The sequence below is a fragment of the Acidithiobacillus ferriphilus genome (assembly GCF_028215975.1).
Classification (GTDB): Bacteria; Pseudomonadota; Gammaproteobacteria; order Acidithiobacillales; family Acidithiobacillaceae; genus Acidithiobacillus; species Acidithiobacillus ferriphilus.
Genome location: NZ_CP116458.1, coordinates 2,476,306 through 2,496,505 on the forward strand (window position 1 = coordinate 2,476,306; position 20,200 = coordinate 2,496,505).

At 59.7% G+C, this 20,200-nt stretch carries 23 protein-coding genes; 16 read left to right on the top strand and 7 right to left on the bottom strand.

The annotated features are described in order from the left end of the window. Positions 1-41: 41 nt before the first annotated feature. The 6 genes from PJU76_RS12460 to PJU76_RS12485 all read right to left on the bottom strand — a co-directional run bounded on the left by PJU76_RS12460 (position 42) and on the right by PJU76_RS12485 (position 4,694). Positions 42-908 (bottom strand): alpha/beta fold hydrolase, encoded by an 867-nt coding sequence (locus PJU76_RS12460; RefSeq protein ID WP_271779769.1) that lies wholly within the window; start codon positions 906-908, stop codon positions 42-44. Positions 909-951: 43 nt separating this feature from the next. Further along, positions 952-1,611 (bottom strand): FMN-binding negative transcriptional regulator, encoded by a 660-nt coding sequence (locus PJU76_RS12465; RefSeq protein WP_271779770.1) that lies wholly within the window; start codon positions 1,609-1,611, stop codon positions 952-954. Next, on the bottom strand, positions 1,598-2,272 hold the full coding sequence (locus tag PJU76_RS12470) for a transglutaminase-like domain-containing protein (RefSeq protein ID WP_271779771.1): 675 nt from the start codon (positions 2,270-2,272) through the stop codon (positions 1,598-1,600). Before PJU76_RS12470 ends, PJU76_RS12465 begins: the two co-directional genes overlap by 14 nt. 10 nt (positions 2,273-2,282) lie before the next feature. After that, positions 2,283-2,777, bottom strand: coding sequence for an SRPBCC domain-containing protein (locus PJU76_RS12475; RefSeq protein WP_271779772.1), 495 nt, complete (start codon positions 2,775-2,777; stop codon positions 2,283-2,285). Between the two features lie 49 nt (positions 2,778-2,826). Beyond that, positions 2,827-3,570, bottom strand: coding sequence for an SDR family NAD(P)-dependent oxidoreductase (locus PJU76_RS12480; protein ID WP_271779773.1), 744 nt, complete (start codon positions 3,568-3,570; stop codon positions 2,827-2,829). 191 nt (positions 3,571-3,761) lie between these two features. Next, entirely contained in the window at positions 3,762-4,694 is a 933-nt protein-coding gene (locus PJU76_RS12485) for a LysR family transcriptional regulator (protein ID WP_271779774.1), read from the bottom strand. Positions 4,695-4,838: 144 nt separating this feature from the next. On the opposite strand from PJU76_RS12485, the gene PJU76_RS12490 reads away from it, so the two are divergent. From PJU76_RS12490 to PJU76_RS12565, 16 genes are all read left to right on the top strand, one after another. Further along, entirely contained in the window at positions 4,839-6,260 is a 1,422-nt protein-coding gene (locus PJU76_RS12490) for a form I ribulose bisphosphate carboxylase large subunit (protein WP_271779775.1), read from the top strand. Between the two features lie 91 nt (positions 6,261-6,351). Then, the gene (locus PJU76_RS12495; RefSeq protein WP_064217737.1) at positions 6,352-6,684 is read left to right on the top strand and encodes a ribulose bisphosphate carboxylase small subunit; all 333 of its coding nucleotides are present in this window, start codon (positions 6,352-6,354) and stop codon (positions 6,682-6,684) included. Positions 6,685-6,754: 70 nt separating this feature from the next. Next, a complete protein-coding gene (locus tag PJU76_RS12500; protein ID WP_271779776.1) occupies positions 6,755-9,061 on the top strand; it encodes a CsoS2 family carboxysome shell protein in 2,307 nt (768 codons plus the stop codon). 202 nt (positions 9,062-9,263) lie between these two features. Then, a complete protein-coding gene (locus PJU76_RS12505; RefSeq protein ID WP_271779777.1) occupies positions 9,264-10,724 on the top strand; it encodes a carboxysome shell carbonic anhydrase in 1,461 nt (486 codons plus the stop codon). Next, complete coding sequence (locus tag PJU76_RS12510; protein WP_064220052.1) at positions 10,721-10,969, top strand: carboxysome peptide A; 249 nt, start codon at positions 10,721-10,723, stop codon at positions 10,967-10,969. Before PJU76_RS12505 ends, PJU76_RS12510 begins: the two co-directional genes overlap by 4 nt. A gap of 10 nt (positions 10,970-10,979) precedes the next feature. Continuing rightward, on the top strand, positions 10,980-11,246 hold the full coding sequence (locus PJU76_RS12515; protein ID WP_064220051.1) for a carboxysome peptide B: 267 nt from the start codon (positions 10,980-10,982) through the stop codon (positions 11,244-11,246). 31 nt (positions 11,247-11,277) lie between these two features. Next, on the top strand, positions 11,278-11,574 hold the full coding sequence (locus tag PJU76_RS12520; protein WP_215854667.1) for a BMC domain-containing protein: 297 nt from the start codon (positions 11,278-11,280) through the stop codon (positions 11,572-11,574). Between the two features lie 47 nt (positions 11,575-11,621). Beyond that, entirely contained in the window at positions 11,622-11,918 is a 297-nt protein-coding gene (locus PJU76_RS12525) for a BMC domain-containing protein (protein ID WP_271779778.1), read from the top strand. A gap of 47 nt (positions 11,919-11,965) precedes the next feature. Then, entirely contained in the window at positions 11,966-12,304 is a 339-nt protein-coding gene (locus PJU76_RS12530; RefSeq protein WP_271779779.1) for a BMC domain-containing protein, read from the top strand. 13 nt (positions 12,305-12,317) lie between these two features. Continuing rightward, the gene (locus PJU76_RS12535) at positions 12,318-12,761 is read left to right on the top strand and encodes a ferritin-like domain-containing protein (protein WP_271779780.1); all 444 of its coding nucleotides are present in this window, start codon (positions 12,318-12,320) and stop codon (positions 12,759-12,761) included. Next, the gene (locus tag PJU76_RS12540; protein WP_271779781.1) at positions 12,758-13,036 is read left to right on the top strand and encodes a hypothetical protein; all 279 of its coding nucleotides are present in this window, start codon (positions 12,758-12,760) and stop codon (positions 13,034-13,036) included. Before PJU76_RS12535 ends, PJU76_RS12540 begins: the two co-directional genes overlap by 4 nt. A 36-nt stretch (positions 13,037-13,072) precedes the next feature. Continuing rightward, positions 13,073-13,705: a ParA family partition ATPase gene (parA, locus tag PJU76_RS12545; RefSeq protein ID WP_271779782.1), complete on the top strand. Its 633-nt coding sequence runs from the start codon at positions 13,073-13,075 to the stop codon at positions 13,703-13,705. Beyond that, complete coding sequence (locus PJU76_RS12550; RefSeq protein WP_271779783.1) at positions 13,696-13,923, top strand: hypothetical protein; 228 nt, start codon at positions 13,696-13,698, stop codon at positions 13,921-13,923. The genes parA and PJU76_RS12550 overlap by 10 nt, the downstream gene beginning before the upstream one ends. Positions 13,924-13,958: 35 nt before the next feature. Beyond that, positions 13,959-14,762, top strand: a complete 804-nt coding sequence (locus tag PJU76_RS12555; protein ID WP_271779784.1) for a CbbQ/NirQ/NorQ/GpvN family protein — start codon at positions 13,959-13,961, stop codon at positions 14,760-14,762. 15 nt (positions 14,763-14,777) lie between these two features. Further along, the gene (locus PJU76_RS12560; RefSeq protein WP_271779785.1) at positions 14,778-17,129 is read left to right on the top strand and encodes a nitric oxide reductase activation protein NorD; all 2,352 of its coding nucleotides are present in this window, start codon (positions 14,778-14,780) and stop codon (positions 17,127-17,129) included. A 125-nt stretch (positions 17,130-17,254) separates the two neighbouring features. Then, entirely contained in the window at positions 17,255-18,439 is a 1,185-nt protein-coding gene (locus tag PJU76_RS12565) for a class II fructose-bisphosphate aldolase (RefSeq protein ID WP_271779786.1), read from the top strand. A gap of 79 nt (positions 18,440-18,518) precedes the next feature. Here PJU76_RS12565 and ilvD read toward each other — a convergent pair whose 3' ends face one another. Beyond that, the gene (ilvD, locus tag PJU76_RS12570) at positions 18,519-20,195 is read right to left on the bottom strand and encodes a dihydroxy-acid dehydratase (protein ID WP_271779787.1); all 1,677 of its coding nucleotides are present in this window, start codon (positions 20,193-20,195) and stop codon (positions 18,519-18,521) included. Positions 20,196-20,200 lie beyond the last annotated feature (5 nt).

Consider the following 20,200-nt stretch of genomic DNA (forward strand, 5'->3'; position numbering starts at 1 on the left):
TTAGCACCCGCCGGATTTCGGGGCGGGTTTCTGCAACCGGGTCAAGGCAATACATCCTGGATCTCCGCCCTAATTTCCGCAGCGTGGGTCAGTAAAATCATATGCGTACCCGACTCCAGCAGATGATACCGCGCCGTAGGCAGGTGTGTAGCCAGCGCCACGCCGATCTGTGGACTGATCACCTGATCCTGGGCGCCCTGCCAGATATACACCGGCACCTGAATATCCTCCAGACGGAAAAGCCAAGGGCGATTGAGTATCGCGAAATCATCGGCCATTCCTTCTGTCCCTTGCCGCAACGCCTCCCGCAAATCGTCGCAGAGCTTTGCCAGAACGTGAGGTGCTGCCAACAACGACTGGTCACCCGCACTCATCTTTGCCGCCCACCGCGCCACGAAACGCTCCGGCTCCTGGCGCACGCCACCCATGCCGAGGCGCAACAAAACCCTGAAGAGCCACGGCGCCCCGCGCACCAGAAAAAAGAGGATATGGTCTTGACGACGCAAAGCAGACCAGATCTCGGGAAGCGCAGTCGGTCCCGCGCTGCTCGCCAGGTGCACACTGCGCACCCGCCCCGGCATAGCGTAGGCACAGGCCAGCGCGTAAGGGCCACCGCCGGAGAAACCCAGCACATGAAAGGCGTCAAGCCCCAGACGATTTACCAAGGCCCTGCCTATGGTCGCCACTTCGGTCAGGGTCGATTCTGACTGCCGATCCGATTCTCCGTAACCCGGTCGGTCAAAGGCGATCCAGCGCAGGCCCTCACGCAGGGCCGCAGGCAGCAACTCCAGTTGCAGGCGGGAGCCGGGGGTACCGTGAAAGAACAATACCGGCGACTTCCCGTTCGGATCACCAACATCTTCATAGGATACAACCTGGCCGGAATCCAGGGTGAGCAAATGCTTCATATCGCTGTCAAGGCATCGGAACACCGAAAACCCACAGTAATCGTCATCCGGCATGGTCCTTTTTGTCGTCTTTCAGGCTGGCCAGAACGCATTCAGCCATGACCCCGGAGTCAGGCTGTTTTTGCTGCTCCAGGTGCGCGACGACACTATCACGGTTGCGAAGCGGCTGGTTCTGGCTGACCTTCCACTTGCCCATCCAGCGGGAGACGGGAATTTCTATGCCCACCACCTGCCCGATGAGCCGCTCCGTGAAATCCTGGGGCGCATCGTCCATCTGCCAGGGCAGGGTAAAGCCATTCTCCTGCTGCGCGGTCAGGGCAACCATCTGTTGCCGTACCCAATCGGGATCATCTCTGACCTGCAACGGACCGTGGGCATGGACGACGGCATAGTTCCAGGTGGGCACCACCTTGCCGGTTTCCGCCTTGGTGGCATACCAGGCGGGGCTGATGTAGTGTTGCGGCCCCTGAAAGATGACCAGCACCTCATCGTCCGGGGACGCCTCCCGCCACAGCGGATTAGCGCGCGCCACATGTCCCTGCAGCACCAGTTGCGGTCCTTCTCCGGGTGCGAGGTACAAGGGAATATGATTCGCCTCCAGACCATTACCGCCCATACTGACCAGTGTCGCGAGGGGATAATGCTGAATCAATGCCCGCAGGATTTCTGGGCGGGTTTCCGCAAATGGGTCAGGGCAGTACATGGTCGGTCTCCGCGCTATTCAATGTTCGGCGCCCAGGCTCGCTTACGCACAAATCAGCGGCGGGTGGGCAGGCGTCAATGGGATGGCTCCGATACTGCGAGATACTTTGCAGCTTCTCCATGGCGGCGAGCAAGTCCGGCCAGGGCTCGGCCCAAACATCCGGATAGATCCGCTCGCCGTTATAAATGGTCGGATAGGCCAGGTTTTCCTGTCCGGGCGTGAATGCACAGTGGATCCCGGGCTTGCTGTTGCCGCGCGCATCACAACGATACCAACCCCGGTCATCCAGCCAGACCGCGGTGAAGCCGTGTGTGCAGTAGGGCGGATTAGGGCCATCCAGTGTCAGTCGTTGATAACAGAATCCCGCAGGGATTTGGTTGGCGCGCCATAAGGCTACCAGTAGATGACTTTTCGCTGTGCATAGGCCAGTGCCTTGCTGCAACACATCCGACGCTGCGCAGGTCACTTCTTCCCGGTGGAAATCCATGCTGTGCGCAATGTGATCGCGTACCCATTCGAAGCAATGCCTGGCGGTTACCGTTGGATCGTCAGAAGACAGCGCGGACGCCAACTTGCGGATATCGGCATAAGCATAATCTACGGTGGCGCTTTCCATCAGGAAGTGCTGCGACGGCTGGGTATCGAATTTTGCGGGTTTCATAGATTTCCTGTTATTTCTGTGTGGATTCGTGCAACACACGGATATCTGCCATATCCACCAGATTCCATTCCCCATTCGCCTCCGCGCGATTCTTCAATGCTTGGTTCATCGCATTAAAACCCGCTTTTGTCGCTGCTTCTATGCTGGATATGAACACGCCCACCAAAATGCCTGAGAATTGCTCTCCCTGGGTGAACCGCGTGTCCCCATTGCTGAGCGCGATGAGCTGAAAGTAGTGCTCGCCGTCAAAGAGACGGGGGAATCCCAAGCGGCCCAGCCAGCGCAGCTCCTGTTGAGCTATTGCCGTCAGAACTCTGGGACGGAAGGTCATGGCCCTGCGTTCCTCTGGTTGAATGGTTGCACGCAACTTCTCTCCCGGCTTCGCCACTCCGGAAAGCGATCGAATGAAGGGATTCCATTGCGGATAGGCGGAGAAATCCATGAGGATCGACCACACACGCTCCGGTGATGCCGCAATATCAATCTGTGTCACGATCTGGTGCACGGCTATCCTTCGTCGTTGTGAAAAAATCCCATTTATTCGCCGCGATGGCTTAAAGTAGGTTCATCCCACCGTCCACAAGAATCACCTCTCCCGTCAGATAGGTCGATTCGGTCAGCATCACGGCAACTTCCGCGATATCGCCAGGCCGCGCACTCCGACCCATGGGGGCCTCGCGCATCCATTGTTCGCGAATGGTCGCCCAATCTTCGGTCAGCGGCGTATCCACCAGCCCCGGTGCGATAGCGTTCACCCGGATATCGGGTCCCAGGGTTTTGGCGAGCAGACGAGTGACGTGAATTAATGCGGCCTTGCTGGCGGCGTAAGGGATGGAAGCCCCCTTGGGTCGCACGCCGGCATGGGAGCTGATATTTAATACCGATGCCGGGTGTTCGGGCGTCGATGCCGCCCGCAGATAGGGTTCGCTCAGCGCGACGAGTTGCCAGGGCGCCACCACATGGAGTTCGTAGAGGCGGTGCCAGATGTCCGGTGTCGCGGCCAGTAGATCATCATGCGGAATCACGCTGGACTCACCCGCGTTATTGACCAACACGTCGAGTCGACCGTAGTGCGCATACACCCGATCGATCAGATCCCTACGCGCATCTTCATCGAGCAGATCTGCCTGAAAATAGCAGGCACCCGTCAGCGTTGCCGCCGCTTGCAGACCCGCAGCGGAGGAAGCGCGGGAATGCAGGGCCACCCAATATCCCGCCTGCGTCAAACGCTGCGCGATAGCCAGACCAATGCCGGAGCTGGCGCCGGTGACCAGCGCGATGCGCGAATTACCGGTCATGACAGTTGTATCGGCTGGTCATATGTGGCCACCTCCAGGTCGGCAAGCTCCATGGCGTGGGCCCGGTGCACGCATCCGTCCGGTTGCTGGGAGTAACCGTGAGCGGCCTGGTCAATGTCGAGGGGGTTCCGCCGGAAGCTGGCCAGATGAACCTGCTGGAGGAGGTCGTCGATTTTCTGAGATAAATCACCCTACGGTTTTGGAAGGCTTGGTCCATTTTCACCATCTGCCGATGATGCCGCAAACAGATACTCCATAAAGGCCTTGACGATTGGGGAAATCCGCTTTCCCGCCGGATAAACCGCATACCACTTGCGCTCCAGCGGAAAACCACGCACGTCAAGTATCGCCAGTTTTCCGCTGGCGAGTTCCGCGCGTATCGTACTGGCGGACAGCACAGTAATGCCCAAACCGCCAGCCACAGACTGCTTTACAGCCTCATTACTACCAAACTCCATACGCGTTTTGAGAATAACGCCGTGTTGCTCGAAAAACTTTTCTGCGGCCAGGCGCGTTCCCGAACCGGGCTCGCGCAAAATAAATGGCACGTCCCGCAGACGGGATGGCTCGATATCCTTTTCCTGCGTCAGGGGATGGTCCAACCGGGCCACCACCACCAAGGGATTGTCAGCGAAAGCTTCCGCGACAACATTCATGTGTTCCGGCGGCTGACCCAGGATGTAAAGATCGTCCTGGTTACGCGCGAGCCGCTCCAGCAGGACCTCCCGATTACCAATAAACAAAACGGTAGCGACACCAGGATGCTCTGTACAGAATCCTCCCAACATACGTGGGATAAAGTATTTGGTGGTAGAGAGTGTGGCGACCTTCAAGCTGCCCTTCTCCAGTCCCTGGAGGGCGGCTATCTCTTGAGTGAAATATTCCAGTCGATCCAGGATATCGTGGCAAGCCGACGTCAGCGCTTCCCCCGCCGCTGTCAGATAGATTTTTTTACCTATTTGATCAAAAAGCGGCTGGCCAACGGCCTCAGCAAGTTGTCGGACCTGGATGGACAGGGCGGGAGGTGTCAAATGCAGTTCTTCAGCGGCGCGGGCAAAGCTCATGTGTCGAGCTACGGCAGCGAAGATTTTGAGTTGGTGCAATGTAGCGTGGCGGATAGACATGTCAATAGTAAACCATGGTAAATTATAATAGTAAATATATTTTACTTTTATAAATTAGAAGATCATCCACAATGCCAATCAAGCATTGGAACCCAATCAGTGGCTTCAATCGTCGTTGTCTACCATGACACAAGGAGAGCAAACATGGCCGTAAAAACGTATGAGGCCGGTGTAAAGGACTACCGGCAGACCTATTGGGCCCCCGAGTACGTGCCTCTGGATTCCGATATCCTAGCCTGTTTCAAGATTACGCCGCAACCGGGGGTGGATCGTGAAGAAGCCGCCGCCGCGGTAGCCGCCGAGTCTTCCACCGGCACATGGACCACGGTGTGGACCGATTTGTTGACCGACATGGATTACTACAAAGGCCGCGCCTATCGCATTGAAGATGTGCCGGGCGACGACACCTGCTTTTATGCGTTCGTTGCCTATCCCATAGATTTGTTTGAAGAGGGGTCCGTGGTTAACGTCTTCACCTCCCTGGTCGGTAACGTGTTCGGCTTCAAGGCCGTGCGTGCGCTGCGCCTGGAGGATGTGCGATTCCCGCTCGCCTATGTCAAGACTTGCAATGGACCGCCCCACGGTATCCAGGTCGAGCGCGACAAAATGAACAAATATGGCCGGCCGATGCTCGGCTGCACCATCAAGCCCAAACTCGGTCTATCCGCCAAGAACTATGGTCGTGCAGTCTACGAGTGTCTGCGCGGTGGCCTGGATTTCACCAAGGACGATGAGAACGTCAACTCGCAGCCTTTCATGCGCTGGCGCGATCGGTTTCTGTTCGTGGCCGATGCGATCCACACGGCCGAAGCCGAAACGGGCGAGCGCAAAGGACACTATTTAAACGTTACCGCGCCATCGCCCGAGGAAATGTATGAACGGGCAGAGTTCGCCAAGGAACTCAATATGCCCATCATCATGCACGACTTCCTCACCGGGGGCTTCTGTGCCAATACCGGTCTGGCGCGTTGGTGCCGGAAGAACGGCGTCCTGTTGCACATTCATCGTGCCATGCACGCGGTGGTGGACCGCAATCCCCATCACGGCATTCACTTCCGCGTGCTGGCCAAGGCGCTCCGTCTGTCAGGCGGTGATCACCTGCACACCGGCACGGTGGTTGGCAAGCTGGAAGGTGACCGTGCCGCCACTCAGGGCTGGGTCGACCTGCTGCGCGAGTCATTCGTCCCCGAGGACCGCGGTCGCGGCATCTTCTTCGACCAGGACTGGGGCTCCATGCCGGGAGTCTTCGCTGTGGCTTCCGGCGGCATCCACGTCTGGCACATGCCAGCGCTCTTAGCCATCTTCGGCGACGATGCGATATTCCAGTTCGGTGGCGGTACGCTGGGGCATCCGTGGGGCAACGCTGCCGGAGCCGCTGCCAACCGCGTGGCACTGGAAGCCTGTGTGGAAGCGCGCAATGAAGGGCGCGATCTGGAGCGCGAGGGCAAGGAGATCCTCACCAACGCCGCGAAAGACAGTCCAGAGCTGAAAATTGCCCTGGAAACCTGGAAAGAGATCAAGTTTGAATTCGATACCGTGGACAAATTGGACGTGGTGAATCGCTGATTCGGTAACAGAGATCGCAAAGGCGCAAACGAAAACCCGCGCGGCGTGTAGCTTGACGGCTCGCTCCGCGCGCCACAGAAAGGAATAGAAAATGGCTGACATTCAGGACTACAACTCAACACCCAAGTACGAAACCTTCTCTTATTTGCCGGCGATGGGGCCGGAAAAAATGCGCCGTCAGATCGCCTATCTCATCAATCAGGGCTGGAACCCCGGCATCGAGCATGTGGAACCTGAACGCGCATCGACATACTACTGGTACATGTGGAAGTTACCCATGTTCGGCGAACAGTCGGTGGACACCGTGATCACGGAGTTGGAAGCATGCCATCGCGCTCACCCCGGCCATCACGTGCGCCTAGTCGGGTATGACAATTACTCGCAGAGCCAGGGCAGCGCTTTTGTGGTGTTTCGCGGGCGCTAAGCGAGATGGGTGCGGGATTATCCGGCGGATGGCCCGCGCAGGGGTTTGATGGATACGAAAGGATCAAGGCATGAGCGACTCTATGGCAAACAATACGGCGTCCCCGCGCTCGACACGTGCCGCCGCGCTGGAGCGGCGGCGGGCGTTGTCGCACAACGGTGCCGCCGCACTGGGGGCGAAGTCCGCCGCGCGGACAACGGGCAATACGGCGGCCATGGCGACGCCGGGGGCTACCGGCAGGTCGCTTTCCCGTGCCCGCCGTGCAGCCTTGTCGCAAGGTGGCGCCATAGAAGCGACGCAGACCAACCCTGCGGCACGCGCGGGGATTCGTGTGCTTGCCTCAGACCTGCCGGTGACCACCGCGCCGGTGGAAACGCTTGCCGCGGCGCCAGGCGCCGCCTCTTCTGAGCGCTGCGGCTGCCAGGGGAAGGCGGCCACTGAAAGCGCCGAGCGGGAATCGTTGCTCGCAGCGGTATGCGCGCTGGTAGACGAAGATCCGGCATCGGTGGCCGGGCCGAGCGCCTCTGCGGTGCGCAAACTCTGCCAGGAGCGGCGTCGCGCGCTTTCCCGTCAGGGGAAAATGGCAGAAGAGCCATCAGAGCCATCTCGGGCCCGTGTTTCGCGTACATCGCAGAACAACAACGCATCCACGTCCGGTGCGGCGACGGGATTGCGCGGGCGCGGCGCAGCCCAGAGGCGCCGTGACGTGCTCTGCCAGCAAGGACGCGGCGACCAGCCGGCGTGCCGACCCAGCGGTCGGACCCGGCAGAAGCCTGCAGTACCTGCCAAAGTGGAGCAAGGGACGACCCTGAGTGGCACATCTGTGACCGGCACCCAGGTGGAGCGGAGCACCAAGGTCACCGGTGCCGAGCCGGGCAGTTGCCGTGCCATCACGGGCACGGAATATATCGGCGCCGAGCAATACGACACCTTATGCGCCGCCACCCCCGAGCCGGCTCCGGCCAAGGTGAGCGTAGGCCGTACCGCCCGAGGCCAGAGCGTAAGTGGTGCGGAGATGGGCCGTAGCGTGAAGGTCACCGGCGACGAACACGGCGCCTGCAAGGTCGTGACCGGCACCGAATATCTCAGCGCCGACACATTTGAATCCTTTTGCGCAACCCGGCCGGCGCTTACGCCGGCCAAGGTCGGCGTAAGCGCCACCGAGGCTGGTCAGCGCGTGAGTGGAACCGAAGTCGGACGCAGCGTCAGGGTGACCGGGGATGAATCCGGATCCTGCCGCAAGCTCACCGGCAGCCAATATTACCAGCCGGAGTCGTTCGGCGGCCTGTGTCGCGACGGCGGCAACGCTCCGCACAAGGTGAGCGTGATGAGTACGCTACGCGAGCAGGTTTTGACCGGTACGGAAACGGCCCCCGGAGAGCGCGTGACGGGTACGGAACGTGGGGCCTGCGCCAGTGTGACGGGCACAGAATCTGCCGGACTGGCGCAATATCAAGCCTGTAACCGCAAGCCCGTTCCCGGAGCGGAAAAAGTCGGTGTGATGCGCACCTGGCACGAGCAGCCGGTATCCGGCACTTCGGTGGAACGCAGCCCCAAGGTCACCGGCGATGAATACGGCGGTTGCCAGCCGGTCACGGGCACGGAATACGCCGGTCCCGATCAGTACGCGGCATTTTGCGCATCCGATTCCCAGGCCAGCGCACGGGCCTTGATGGCCAGCAGAAGCGGTGTCGCCGGTGCGATGATGACGGGCATCCGCTTAGGGCCGGACAGCAAGGTGACGGGTTCCGCCCGTGGTGAAGGACTGGTTTTAAGTGGAACGCCCTATGGTGGTGCGGATCAACGGGTACCGCAGGGGGGTGCGGGAACGCGGATGCATCCCCTCACCCGTGCTCCGGCCGATGCGCCACAAGCGACAGTCGCTGCCCCGGAGGTGGCGGCGATCCGCGGAAATTTTAGCGTCACGACCCCCGCGCGCAGTGCGCAGGACAGCCCGCTCAGCCGCGTAACCGGCACGGCCTATGGCGCGGTCGGACGCATCACCGGTCCGGTGAATCTCGCGGCGGGTCTGGTTTCCGGCACCCCCGAGTTCCGTTATCGGGATGAGGCCCATAGCGCCGCGCCGGTGGTCGCAACGCGGGAAGCGCCGCGCAATCGCCTTACCGGGGACGGGCGTGAAGGGGGTTTTGCCATCACGGGAGCGGCCTGGAGGCGCAATGAAAGCATTACCGGCACCGAGGGCAGCTCCACGCGCCGCAACCCGACCTTGCGCGGAGAACAGCGCGCTGCGGTGCCTGGGGCTTCTCAAATGAAAGACCGCGAGCGGCCGGAATTGCCCATCAGCCGAGTGACCGGCAGCAGCGGCAATGATGCCAGAGGCTCTTTTATCACCTATTCCGGTGGTGCACGAGGTTAATGTGATACCAGCGGCGGTTACACGCCCATCCACGAAGCACGGACCAGAGATCGCGATGAATACGAGAAACCGTCCAGGGCGGCATGTGAGCCCTCAGCCAGGAGCAACGCGCCCACCTTACGGCCTGGGTACGCCGGCCAGCACGCTGCAAGCGCGCTCGCCCTCGCGGGCATTCGCATCACGGGAACATCCGCATAGTCCAATGCCTGCGCCCAACCCGGCTTGCGCTACGGACCAGGGACGACCTTGTCGGCACCCGCTCAGCAATGAGTCGGAGAACCGCCGCCTGCTGGCCCACGAGCAAGCGATAAAGGGGCACTTCGCCGCCATCATTCCGGCGCTGAAGCAACTTGCCGCCCTGCAGCATGAGGCCGATTTTCCTGAGCGCGCACAGCGCCTTGCCGACACGGATCTCGGCTTCACGTTGCCCGTCGGCATTCTGGAGGATGCCTGGATAGCCAAGCTGGATATGCGCGCGCTGTATGGCGCATGCGTCATGCACACCATTCGCCTCATGGCGGAGCAAACGCAGGTCGCGCTGCCGCCGCAGAACTCGGACGAGATGAGTGCATTTTTACTCGACTGTGGCTACCACGCGGTGGATATCACGCCGTGCTCGGACGGACGTCTGAAGGGGCTGGTGCGCTACATACTGCGCCTGCCTGATGATGCGATACGCAGTCGCAAGGCTTACGCCGGCGCCATGTTCGACGTGGAGGCCAACGTCCAGCGCTGGATCGAGACGGAACTGATGCGCTATCGCGAAGGCCGTCCGGTGACCGCAGATGCCGGCACACGGTACTTAAAAATAGTGGTGTACCACTGGAGCAGTTCCGACCCCGCCCACGAAGGTTGCGCCGCCCATCACAGCAACGAAAGGGATGCGGCGGAAGCAGGCCTGGAACGGTTGCGTGAATTTCGTCAGGCCATAGAGAACAGTTTTTGCTGCGGCGCCTCGGTGGATACCTTGCTGATCGGGGTCGATACGGATACCGACAGCATCAAAATACATGTGCCCGATGCGGATGGGGAAATGAGCTTGTACCGCTGGGTCGACAACCTGACGTTATATCAGGAAACCGTCAACGACGATGCCAACAGCGCACGACTCAAAGTGTATCAGGCGATTCAAGCCGCCAGCGCTACGGACGGCTGGGGCAAGGGCAACGGCGAGCCACACGAAGGCATGCGCCGACTCATCGCCACGCTACTGATCAACAACCTGTCACAAGTGGAGTATGTATGCGGTAACTGGGGTGGCCGCTACCCGGACATTGGCCATAACGAGCGCTTCATCAGCGTGGGGGACGGGTTCGAGGAATTCCAGGTACGCAACCTGGCGTATTTCGTTTACTTGCACACGGTGGAAGAAGGGGTGCCTGATCTGGACGTGGGTTTGCATATTTTTAATAAACTCAACGTCCAGCATGGACTGCCCGTGCCGGTGGCGATTCATTTCCGCTATGACCAGCGCGTGCCCGGCAGTCGCGAACGCACCGTAGAACGCTGTCAGCGGGTCAAAGCCGCGATTGAGGCGCGCTATGCGGAATTGCATCGGCAGGGTTTGCTGGTATGCGGCATGACCGTGCAGGACAAGCCCTCGGGCAGCCCGATCGAAACGGTCGAAGCGAACGGCGCCTCAGCATTGCGGAGCGCACGATGAAGATTTGTCAGGTGGAAAAAACCCTGGTTTCGACCAACCGGATCAAGGAAATGGGACACCGTCCACTGCTGGTGGTCAAGGAAAAGGGCGGTGCGAGAAGCATCGCCGTGGATGCGGTGGGCTGTGTCGCTGGCGACTGGGTGATTTGCGTAGGTTCGTCCGCTGCCCGGGAAGCGGCGGGCAGTAAAGACTTTCCGAGCGACCTGACCATCGTCGGGATCATCGATCATTGGCCGGAAGATTAGAATATCTCATATGGACATTTTGCGCGTCGTCTCTGATCTCGTGGCCACCCGGCGAATAGCCGGGCTGCAGAATGCATCGCTCCGGGTGCTCGCCGATGCGAAAGGCAGGCTCAGCGTGGCCGCCGACCCGGTGGGAGTACCGCCCGGCAAATGGGTGATCGCCGTGGGTGGATCGGCGGCACGTTACGCTGCAGGGGATTACCGAATACTGACTGACCTGACCATCGCCGGGATCATCGATCATTGGGATCCCAGCGCTGGGCAGACAGGGAATTAACCGTTTTTTAACCCCAAAAGGAGTAGTTGACATGGCAAACGTAAGCGGAGTGGCACTGGGTATGATTGAAACGCGCGGCCTGGTGCCGGCGATCGAGGCGGCGGACGCGATGACCAAGGCGGCGGAAGTGCGTCTGGTGGGTCGCCAGTTCGTGGGCGGCGGCTATGTCACCGTGCTGGTGCGCGGTGAAACCGGTGCGGTCAATGCGGCGGTGCGCGCCGGAGCGGATGCGTGTGAGCGCGTCGGCGATGGCCTGGTGGCCGCCCACATCATCGCCCGCGTGCATAGTGAGGTGGAAAATATTCTGCCCAGCAGTCCGACGGAATAAGTGCTTTAAACGAATCAACCGAAGCGGTAGTACATGGAGTGATAAAAATGGCAAACGTCAGCGGAATAGCATTGGGTATGATTGAAACGCGCGGCCTGGTGCCGGCGATCGAGGCGGCGGACGCGATGACCAAGGCGGCGGAAGTGCGCCTGGTGGGTCGCCAGTTCGTGGGCGGCGGCTATGTCACCGTGCTGGTGCGCGGTGAAACCGGTGCGGTCAATGCGGCGGTGCGCGCCGGAGCGGATGCGTGTGAGCGCGTCGGCGATGGCCTGGTGGCCGCCCACATCATCGCCCGCGTGCATTCAGAAGTGGAAAACATTCTGCCCAGCAATCCGGCGGAATAAGTGCTTTAAACGAATCAACCGAAGCGGTAGCACATGGAGTGATAAAAATGGCAAACGTCAGCGGAATAGCATTGGGTATGATTGAAACGCGCGGCCTGGTGCCGGCGATCGAGGCGGCGGACGCGATGACCAAGGCGGCGGAAGTGCGTCTGGTGGGTCGCCAGTTCGTGGGCGGCGGCTATGTCACCGTGCTGGTGCGCGGTGAAACCGGTGCGGTCAATGCGGCGGTGCGCGCCGGAGCGGATGCGTGTGAGCGCGTCGGCGATGGCCTGGTGGCCGCCCACATCATCGCCCGCGTACATTCAGAAGTGGAAAACATACTTCCGAAGGCGCCCGATGCCGGTGACAGCGGGTTGGACGGCGTGGTCAGCCAGTCACTCAGCTAGTATCGGCGTGGCCATGGCGAATGATCCGCGAATGACGGGCTACCTGATGCGCGCGCTCAGTGCCGAGATGGCCGCTGTGCAACAGTATCTCACCCAGTCCAGTCTGAGCGCGATGTGGCAGTTGAGGGAATACAGTGGCCGTTTCCGCCGTGATGCGGAGGAGGAGCTCGGACATGCGCAGCGGTTGATTGAGCACATGCTGATGTTGGGTATTCCTTCCAATGGCACGCAACTGCCGCCCATTCGTCCGGGTCGATCCCTGGAGGAGATGCTGCTGATCGATCGCGACTTGGAGATCGACGTGATCCGCCTGTACGAGGAAGCCGCCCACTACTGCGCCCGCGTGCGCGCGGAAGGGTTGCAAGCCTTGTTCGCCAGTCTGCTGCAAGAGGAATTGGGTCACTTGCGCGACCTGAATCACCCGTTGACCGAGATGCATCAAGGAGCAATAGCATGAACGCTGTAAAAAATCCGAATGCGGCTTCATCAGGACCAATGGAACGCCTGCCCACGCTGAACTGGCGATTTGAGTTTGGAAGTTACGTCCAGACACGCCATTTTTTGGATCAAATGGCTGATCTGTCCAAACGCGAGGACTTCTATCCGAATGTGAGCTTTGGCAAAACCTACGTCAACATCAGTATTGATGCCGAAGCTCAGGCTCTACTGGCCGAGTGCAAGACCCGTTTCATCGGCGAGATGGAAACGCTGGCCGCCATGGAAGGAACCTAAAGCGACGAACCGAGCGAATCGGTAACGGGAGCAAGTATGGCGGACAGCATCATCGCGGTAATCAACCAAAAAGGGGGTACGGGCAAAACCACCCTGGCGCTGAATCTCGCGGCGGGCTTGGCTCGGCGGGGGTCCACTCACCTGGTAGATGCCGATCCTCAGGGTTCGCTCAGTCAGTGGGTCGCCATGACCGCTAACACCGGCCTGCCGCCGGTAACACCGGCCGGCCATGATCCCTCCGCAACGATCGCGCAACTGGCATGCGCCCACCGCTATGTCATGGTGGACTGCCCACCGACTATTCAGGGTGATGTAGTTGCTGCGGTGATGCGCTCGGTTCAAGTGATATTAATTCCGGTGTTGCCCTCCCCGATTGATCTGTGGGCCAGCGTGGGGATGGCGGCCGCGGTGAGCGAAGCCGGGCGACGGAATCCGAGCCTGCGCGCACGCTTGGTACTGAACCAAATGGAATCCCGTAATGCCCTGTCCCGCGCCATGCGCGAGGCTATGGGGGAGTTCGATATACCGATATTGCAAGCCAGCATGCAGCGGCGAGCGGCTTATCGCGGCGCCGCGGTCGAAGGGGTGAGCGTCTACGGACTGGGCAAACGCGCCCAAGCAGCCGTGGCGGATATGGAAGCGATCATTGAGGAGGTCTTATGCCTGTGAAGAAATTGGGATCCAAACTGGCGCAAGGGGTACGCCAGGTTCAAGCGCAGCAAGTCGAAGCGCCGACGCCAGACACCCAGGCGAATGCCTTGAACACAGGCCGTCCGGGCAAGGAGCTTTTGCCATCATCATCGAACCCAACTGAGGAAAAACGACCCTCTGCACCTCGCTCAGAGAGTCACAAGAGCCTGCATCCGCGGCGGGTGTGGCCCGATTAAATGCCTTATTTTTGGCTTCAGGAGTGAAATAAATAATGTCACCCGAAATTGATCCATATCTCGTTCAAGATATGCCTTATTACCGCGCCGTGGCCGACGAAGTGGAACTATACGAAGCGGCCTATTCGGTGCGCATGCCCATGATGCTGAAAGGGCCTACCGGTTGCGGAAAAACACGCTTTGTTGAATACATGGCGTGGAAACTGGGCAAGCCACTGATTACCGTGGCGTGTAACGAGGACATGACGGCATCCGATCTGGTCGGCCGTTTCCTGCTCGACGCTTCCGGCACCCGCTGGCAGGACGGCCCACTGGCCATCGCCGCGCGTTTTGGGGCCATCTGCTATCTCGACGAAGTGGTGGAAGCCCGCCAGGACACGACGGTGGTGATCCACCCGCTCACCGACGCGCGGCGTGTGCTGCCGCTGGAAAAGAAGGGCGAACTGGTACAGGCCCATCCCGATTTCCAGATGGTGATTTCCTACAACCCGGGCTACCAGAGCTTAATGAAAGACTTGAAGCAGTCGACCAAACAGCGTTTCGGTGCACTGGATTTCAGCTATCCTGCCCACGATATTGAAACCGAGATCGTTGCCCACGAAACCCATGTCGGTGTTGAAATCGCCGGCAAACTGGTGTCCATCGCCGAACGCGCGCGCAACCTCAAGGGGCATGGCCTCGACGAGGGAATCTCCACACGTATGCTGATCTACGCGGGCAGCCTGATTACCCGGGGGGTGGCGCCATTGGCGGCATGCCGTATGACGCTGGTTCGGCCGATCACCGATGACCCAGATATGCGTGACGCACTCGACGCGGCGGTGAGTACATTCTTCTGATATCCGGAGCCAAAGATGGCGGTCGAACTCGAAAAATACCAGGACATATTGGCCGAACTCGGGGAACACGCTAGCGAAGTGCTGCGCGCCTCCTGGGATGAGGCGGCGCGGGTGTTCACCCCGCGTGGACTGGAAAACGACTATTTGAATGGCGCGACCAGCCTGAAGTCCCTGGGACGCGGCACCGATCTGGTGGTGTCCTTTATCCAAAGCGCACCGGCGGTGGCGCGCGAACTGGGCGAAGATGCCGTCCATGACATGCTCGCTGCCGGGATCAAAATGTATTCCAAGACCAGCGCCACCGTCATCGCCGCGATGTTTTCCAGCAGCCCCGTGGCGGCCACGCGATTGGGGGATCCGGAGCTGTTCCGTGCCTATTTGCACTTGCTCGACATCCTGCTCGCCCAGGCGCCGCGCGGGGTGCGTCCGATGCTGGACCACCTCAGCATACTCCTGGGCCAGCTTACTCTGGGCGGGCTGCGGCGCTGGGCGCTGTGGGGCGCGCAGGCGCACAAAACCGATTTTGATGGCCAGGCAAAATATTTCGCGTTGGAAAGCCCGGAATCCATGGGCGTTCTGCAAAAGGAGCGCAAAGGCACGCTGTTCATTGACGTGCAGCGCCGTATCGGCATGTATTTGCGCGCCTTGTGGGGGCGCGATTTCTTTATGCGCCCCACCAGTGGCGACTTCGAGCGGCGCGAAGGCTACCGCCCCTCCATCGAGGGATACATTATCCATCTCCCCGATGCGTACGATGATCTGGTATGGCTGACACCCTCAGGTGAGGAAACGCGCACCTCCGGCATTGAACTATACCGCGCCAGTGCCGCCCACGCGGCCTGTCATCAGGTATACACCACGCGCCAATTTGATAGTGCCGGGCTCAATGCGATGCAGGTGACGCTGGTCGGATTGGTTGAGGATGCCCGCGTGGAAGCCATCGCCCTCAAGCAATTTCCTGGGCTCGGGCAAATCTGGTTGCCGCTACACACGGCAACGCCCGCATCCGGCAACGATGCCGCGCCTTTGATGGCGCGCTTGGCACATGCTCTGCTGGACCCGGAATATTCCGATGATCATCCTTGGGTAGCGATGGGTCGCCAGATGTTCAGCGGGCATCAGGATTGCTTGCGCTCCACCGAATGGGTGCGTGAGGTCGGTTTGCACCTTGCTGCGGAAATGCAGCAACTTGGCGTGGTCTATTCAAGCACCGCGGATCTGCCGGATATCCCCTATCGCGACGACAACCGTTATATTTGGGAGTTCGAGGATATCCGCGAAGTCGGGCAGGTGATCGCTGGCGTCACCACGCAGCAAATTCGCAAATACGTCAGTGTGATGGAAATGGTCAATGCCATCGACGTGCCCGGCGCAGGCGATGATGCCAACGAAATATGGGTACTATCCAGCGAATTCTTCCGCGATGAGGAATCCACCAGTCTCAATCAACAAGAGGGTCGCGAGCCACCGCCGGAGCCCTATCATTACCCAGAGTGGGATTACCAGATGCAACTGGAGCGACCAGGCTGGTGCACCGTACTGGAAAAGCGGGCCAAAAGTGGCGCCTTGGAGATCATTGATGAAATTGTGGCCAAGCACAAGCCTGTCATCGGTCGACTCAAATATCTGATCGAAGCGTTGCAACCGCAAGGGGTGCAGCGCCTGCGCAAGCAAGAAGACGGCGATGAAATCGACCTGAACGCCGCTGTGCGTGCCATGATTGAGATGCGTATGGGCGAGCAGCCCGATCTGCGCATCATGATGCGCAACGTGCGTAAGGTGCGTGATCTCTCAGTACTGCTGCTGATCGATCTGTCCGAATCCACCAATGACCCGGTGCAGGGTTCGGAAAGCACTGTATTACAACTGGCACGTGAAGCGACGGTACTGCTCGCCGATGCCCTCAACAAAATAGGCGACCCCTTCGCCATTCACGGATTCGATTCAAACGGCCGTCACGATGTGGAATATTTTCGCTACAAAGATTTCGACGCAGCCTACAACGACCATGCCAAATCCCGCCTGGCTGGCATGAGCGGACAGTTATCAACGCGCATGGGTGCGGCGATCCGCCATGCCGGCTCGATTTTGAAACGTCAGCCCAGCAACAAAAAACTCTTGCTGGTGATCACCGACGGTGAGCCGGCGGATAACGATGTGCGCGATCCCCAATACCTGCGATATGACGCCAAGAAAGCCGTCGAAGAACTGACCCAAATCGGCATCTCTCCCTACTGCCTGAGCCTCGATCCCAGGGCTGACCAGTACGTATCCCGCATTTTTGGCGCGAACAACTATGTGGTTCTGGATCAGGTGCAGAGATTGCCCGAAAAATTGCCGATCCTCTACATGGGTCTCACTCGATGAAAAACCAGCCGTACGATAATGGGTGAGCGCTTTGTTCAGGGCCAGGCATTACGGAGGTTGGATCCTGTGATGCGACGACCAGAACGGAAATCTTTCCGTCCAGGATTCATTCGGGGGATAGCGTTATGCCTTTGGTGCATATGAAAGATCTGCTGAGCCATGCCTATGCACATGGATACGCGGTAGGTGCTTTCGACGTCGTGAGCCTGGAGTTCGTCGAGGGTGTCATGGCCGCTGCCGAGCGGTCTCGCGCCCCCGTAATCCTCTCTCTGGCCGAATCGCATCTGGAACACTACGATTTCGAACTGCTGATGTCAGGGGTAGAGGCGGCGGCACGCCGTAGCGCGGTGCCGGTGGCCCTCCATTTTGACCGGAGCGCGAACCTGGAAGCAGCGGTGCGGGCTATCCGCCTGGGTTGCAACGGTGTGATGGTGGACGCCTCGCAGTCGACTTTCTCCGATAACCTGACGCATACGAAGACCGTGGTCGATATGGCCCATGCCTGCGGTGTGCCGGTCGAAGGGGACTTGGGTTACATCCCCGACGCAGCGGATATAAACCCCCAAGGGGGGTATCCTGCCACGGCACCCTACACCACTGTGGCCGAGGCGAAGGGCTTTGTCGAACGCACGGGAGTGGACTTCCTCGTGGTGTCCATTCGGGCGGAACAGAGCTGTCCAAATAGTAAAGCCAAGCTGGATATCCAGCGCCTGCGCAGCATCAATCAGGCTCTGGGTATTCCTCTGGCAATCCACTGCAGAACCCGGCTCGACGATGATCAATTTCGGCGACTCATTGTCCATGGCGTGGCCAAGATCAACTATTTTACCGCTTTGGCTGAAGCCGCGAACGCGGCGATCAGCGCCCGGGCGAAATCGGCGCCGGGTGCTGGCTACCTGGATTTGGTTCAGGGCGTTGGTGCGGCGATCAGCGCCGAGGCTGAGCGCTGTATGCGCGTGTGGGGCGCCGCCGGGCGGGCCGCCGAGGTGTTGGCATGCTGTCGTCCGTGGACCTCCGTGGAACACCTGATCATCCACAACGTTATCGGCATTTCTGAAAAAGAAGTGACCGCGATGATGATCGAGGGACAGCAGGCGCTGAGCACCATTCCTGGAGTGCGGTCGGTGATTACGGGTAAGGCGATGAGAGAACGCGCTCAATACCGCTACTGTTGGCAGGTGCGTTTTGCAGCACCGGAAGTAATCAATTCCTACCACGAACACCCTGACTATGTGGCCTTCACCAACCGGCGTTTCCGACCTGTGGCCGACCGAGAAATCAGTATCGACTACGCCATGGAAAGCCTATGACCGGAGCGGGCTGGCAGGCGGTAAAAGACCGATTGGGACGCGCCGCTCTTCAGCGCATAGACATACCATTCAGTTTTGCTCATAAATCTGTGACAGCTCCCTTACTTGCCGAGGAAACCAATTTGGCATATTTCGCCAGCACGCCGCGCGTGTGGCGCGGTGCGGGTGCTTGCCAGACGGCGCGGCGGCGTCCGATCTCTTCCTCAGAGACATTGAGTTGCAGCAAACACTGTTCGGGATCTATAGTCACCGAGTCACCCTCGATGACGAGGGCAATCGTGCCCCCAACTGCAGCTTCCGGCGCGACATGACCGACCACCATACCGTACGTCGCCCCGGAAAAGCGACCATCGGTAATGAGACCAACCGAATCGCCCAGTCCTTCGCCGATGATCGCCGAGGTGGGAGACAACATCTCGCGCATACCGGGACCGCCCTTGGGTCCTTCGTAGCGGATGACCACGACATCGCCGGGCTTGATTTTCTGCGCCAGGATCGCTTCCATGCAAGACTCCTCGGACTCAAAAACGCGTGCTGGACCAGTGATCTTGTGCGTTATAAAGCCGGTTATTTTCGCCACAGCGCCTTCCGGCGCGAGATTGCCCTTTAGGATGGCGAGGTGCCCTTGGGCATAAATGGGGTTGTTCCACGGACGTATCACCTCCTGATCAGTGCGCGGTTCTGTCGGTACCGTCTGTAAAACTTCCGCAACAGTCTGACCGGTGATGGTCAGCGCATCACCGTGCAACACGCCATGGGCGAGCAATATTTTCATCACCTGGGGAATGCCGCCCGCCTGATGTAGATCGGTAGCAACATAGCGGCCTGATGGCTTTAAATCACACAGTACCGGCACACGCCTGCGCATCGCCTCGAAATCATCAATGGTCAGAGGCACCTGTGCCGCATGCGCAATGGCCAGCAGATGCAATACCGCATTGGTGGAGCCCCCCACTGCCATGGCCACGGCAATGGCGTTTTCAAATCCCTGCCGCGTCAATAACTGACGGGGCAGAATTTGGTTTTTGATCGCATTGACCAACACCTCTGCGGACTGCGCCGCACTTTCGGCCTTTTCTGCATCCTCCGCCGCCATGGTGGAGGAGTACGGCAAGCTCATGCCCATGGCTTCGAAGATGGAAGACATGGTATTGGCGGTATACATGCCGCCGCAGGAGCCCGCGCCAGGGCAGGCGCGACGCTCGATTTCCAGCAGTTCTTCGTCGTCGATTTTATGGACGGTGTGTTGCCCCACCGCCTCAAAGGCGCTCATGATGGTCAGATCACGATCTTGGTAGTGACCCGGTTTGATGGTGCCGCCATAAACGAAAATCGCCGGAATATTCATGCGGGCAATGGCGATCATAGCACCCGGCATATTCTTGTCGCAGCCGCCGAGGGCGAGCACGCCGTCCATGCTCTGGCCTTGACAGACGGTTTCAATCGAATCCGCGATGACTTCGCGCGACACCAGCGAATATTTCATGCCCGGGGTGCCCATCGAAATGCCGTCGGAAATAGTGATGGTGCCAAACGTTTGCGGCATCGCGCCAGCCGCCTTGAGCGCCGCTTCCGCACGCGCGGCGAGCGCGCCGATGCCGACATTGCAAGGCGTGATGCTGCTGTGCGCATTTGCCACGCCGACGATAGGCTTGTCGAAGTCCTGATCACCAAACCCCACCGCGCGCAGCAGGGCCCGGTTGGGCGAGCGCTGCACGCCCTGAGTGACAGTCTTACTTCTGCGGTTGTCAGACATTCGTT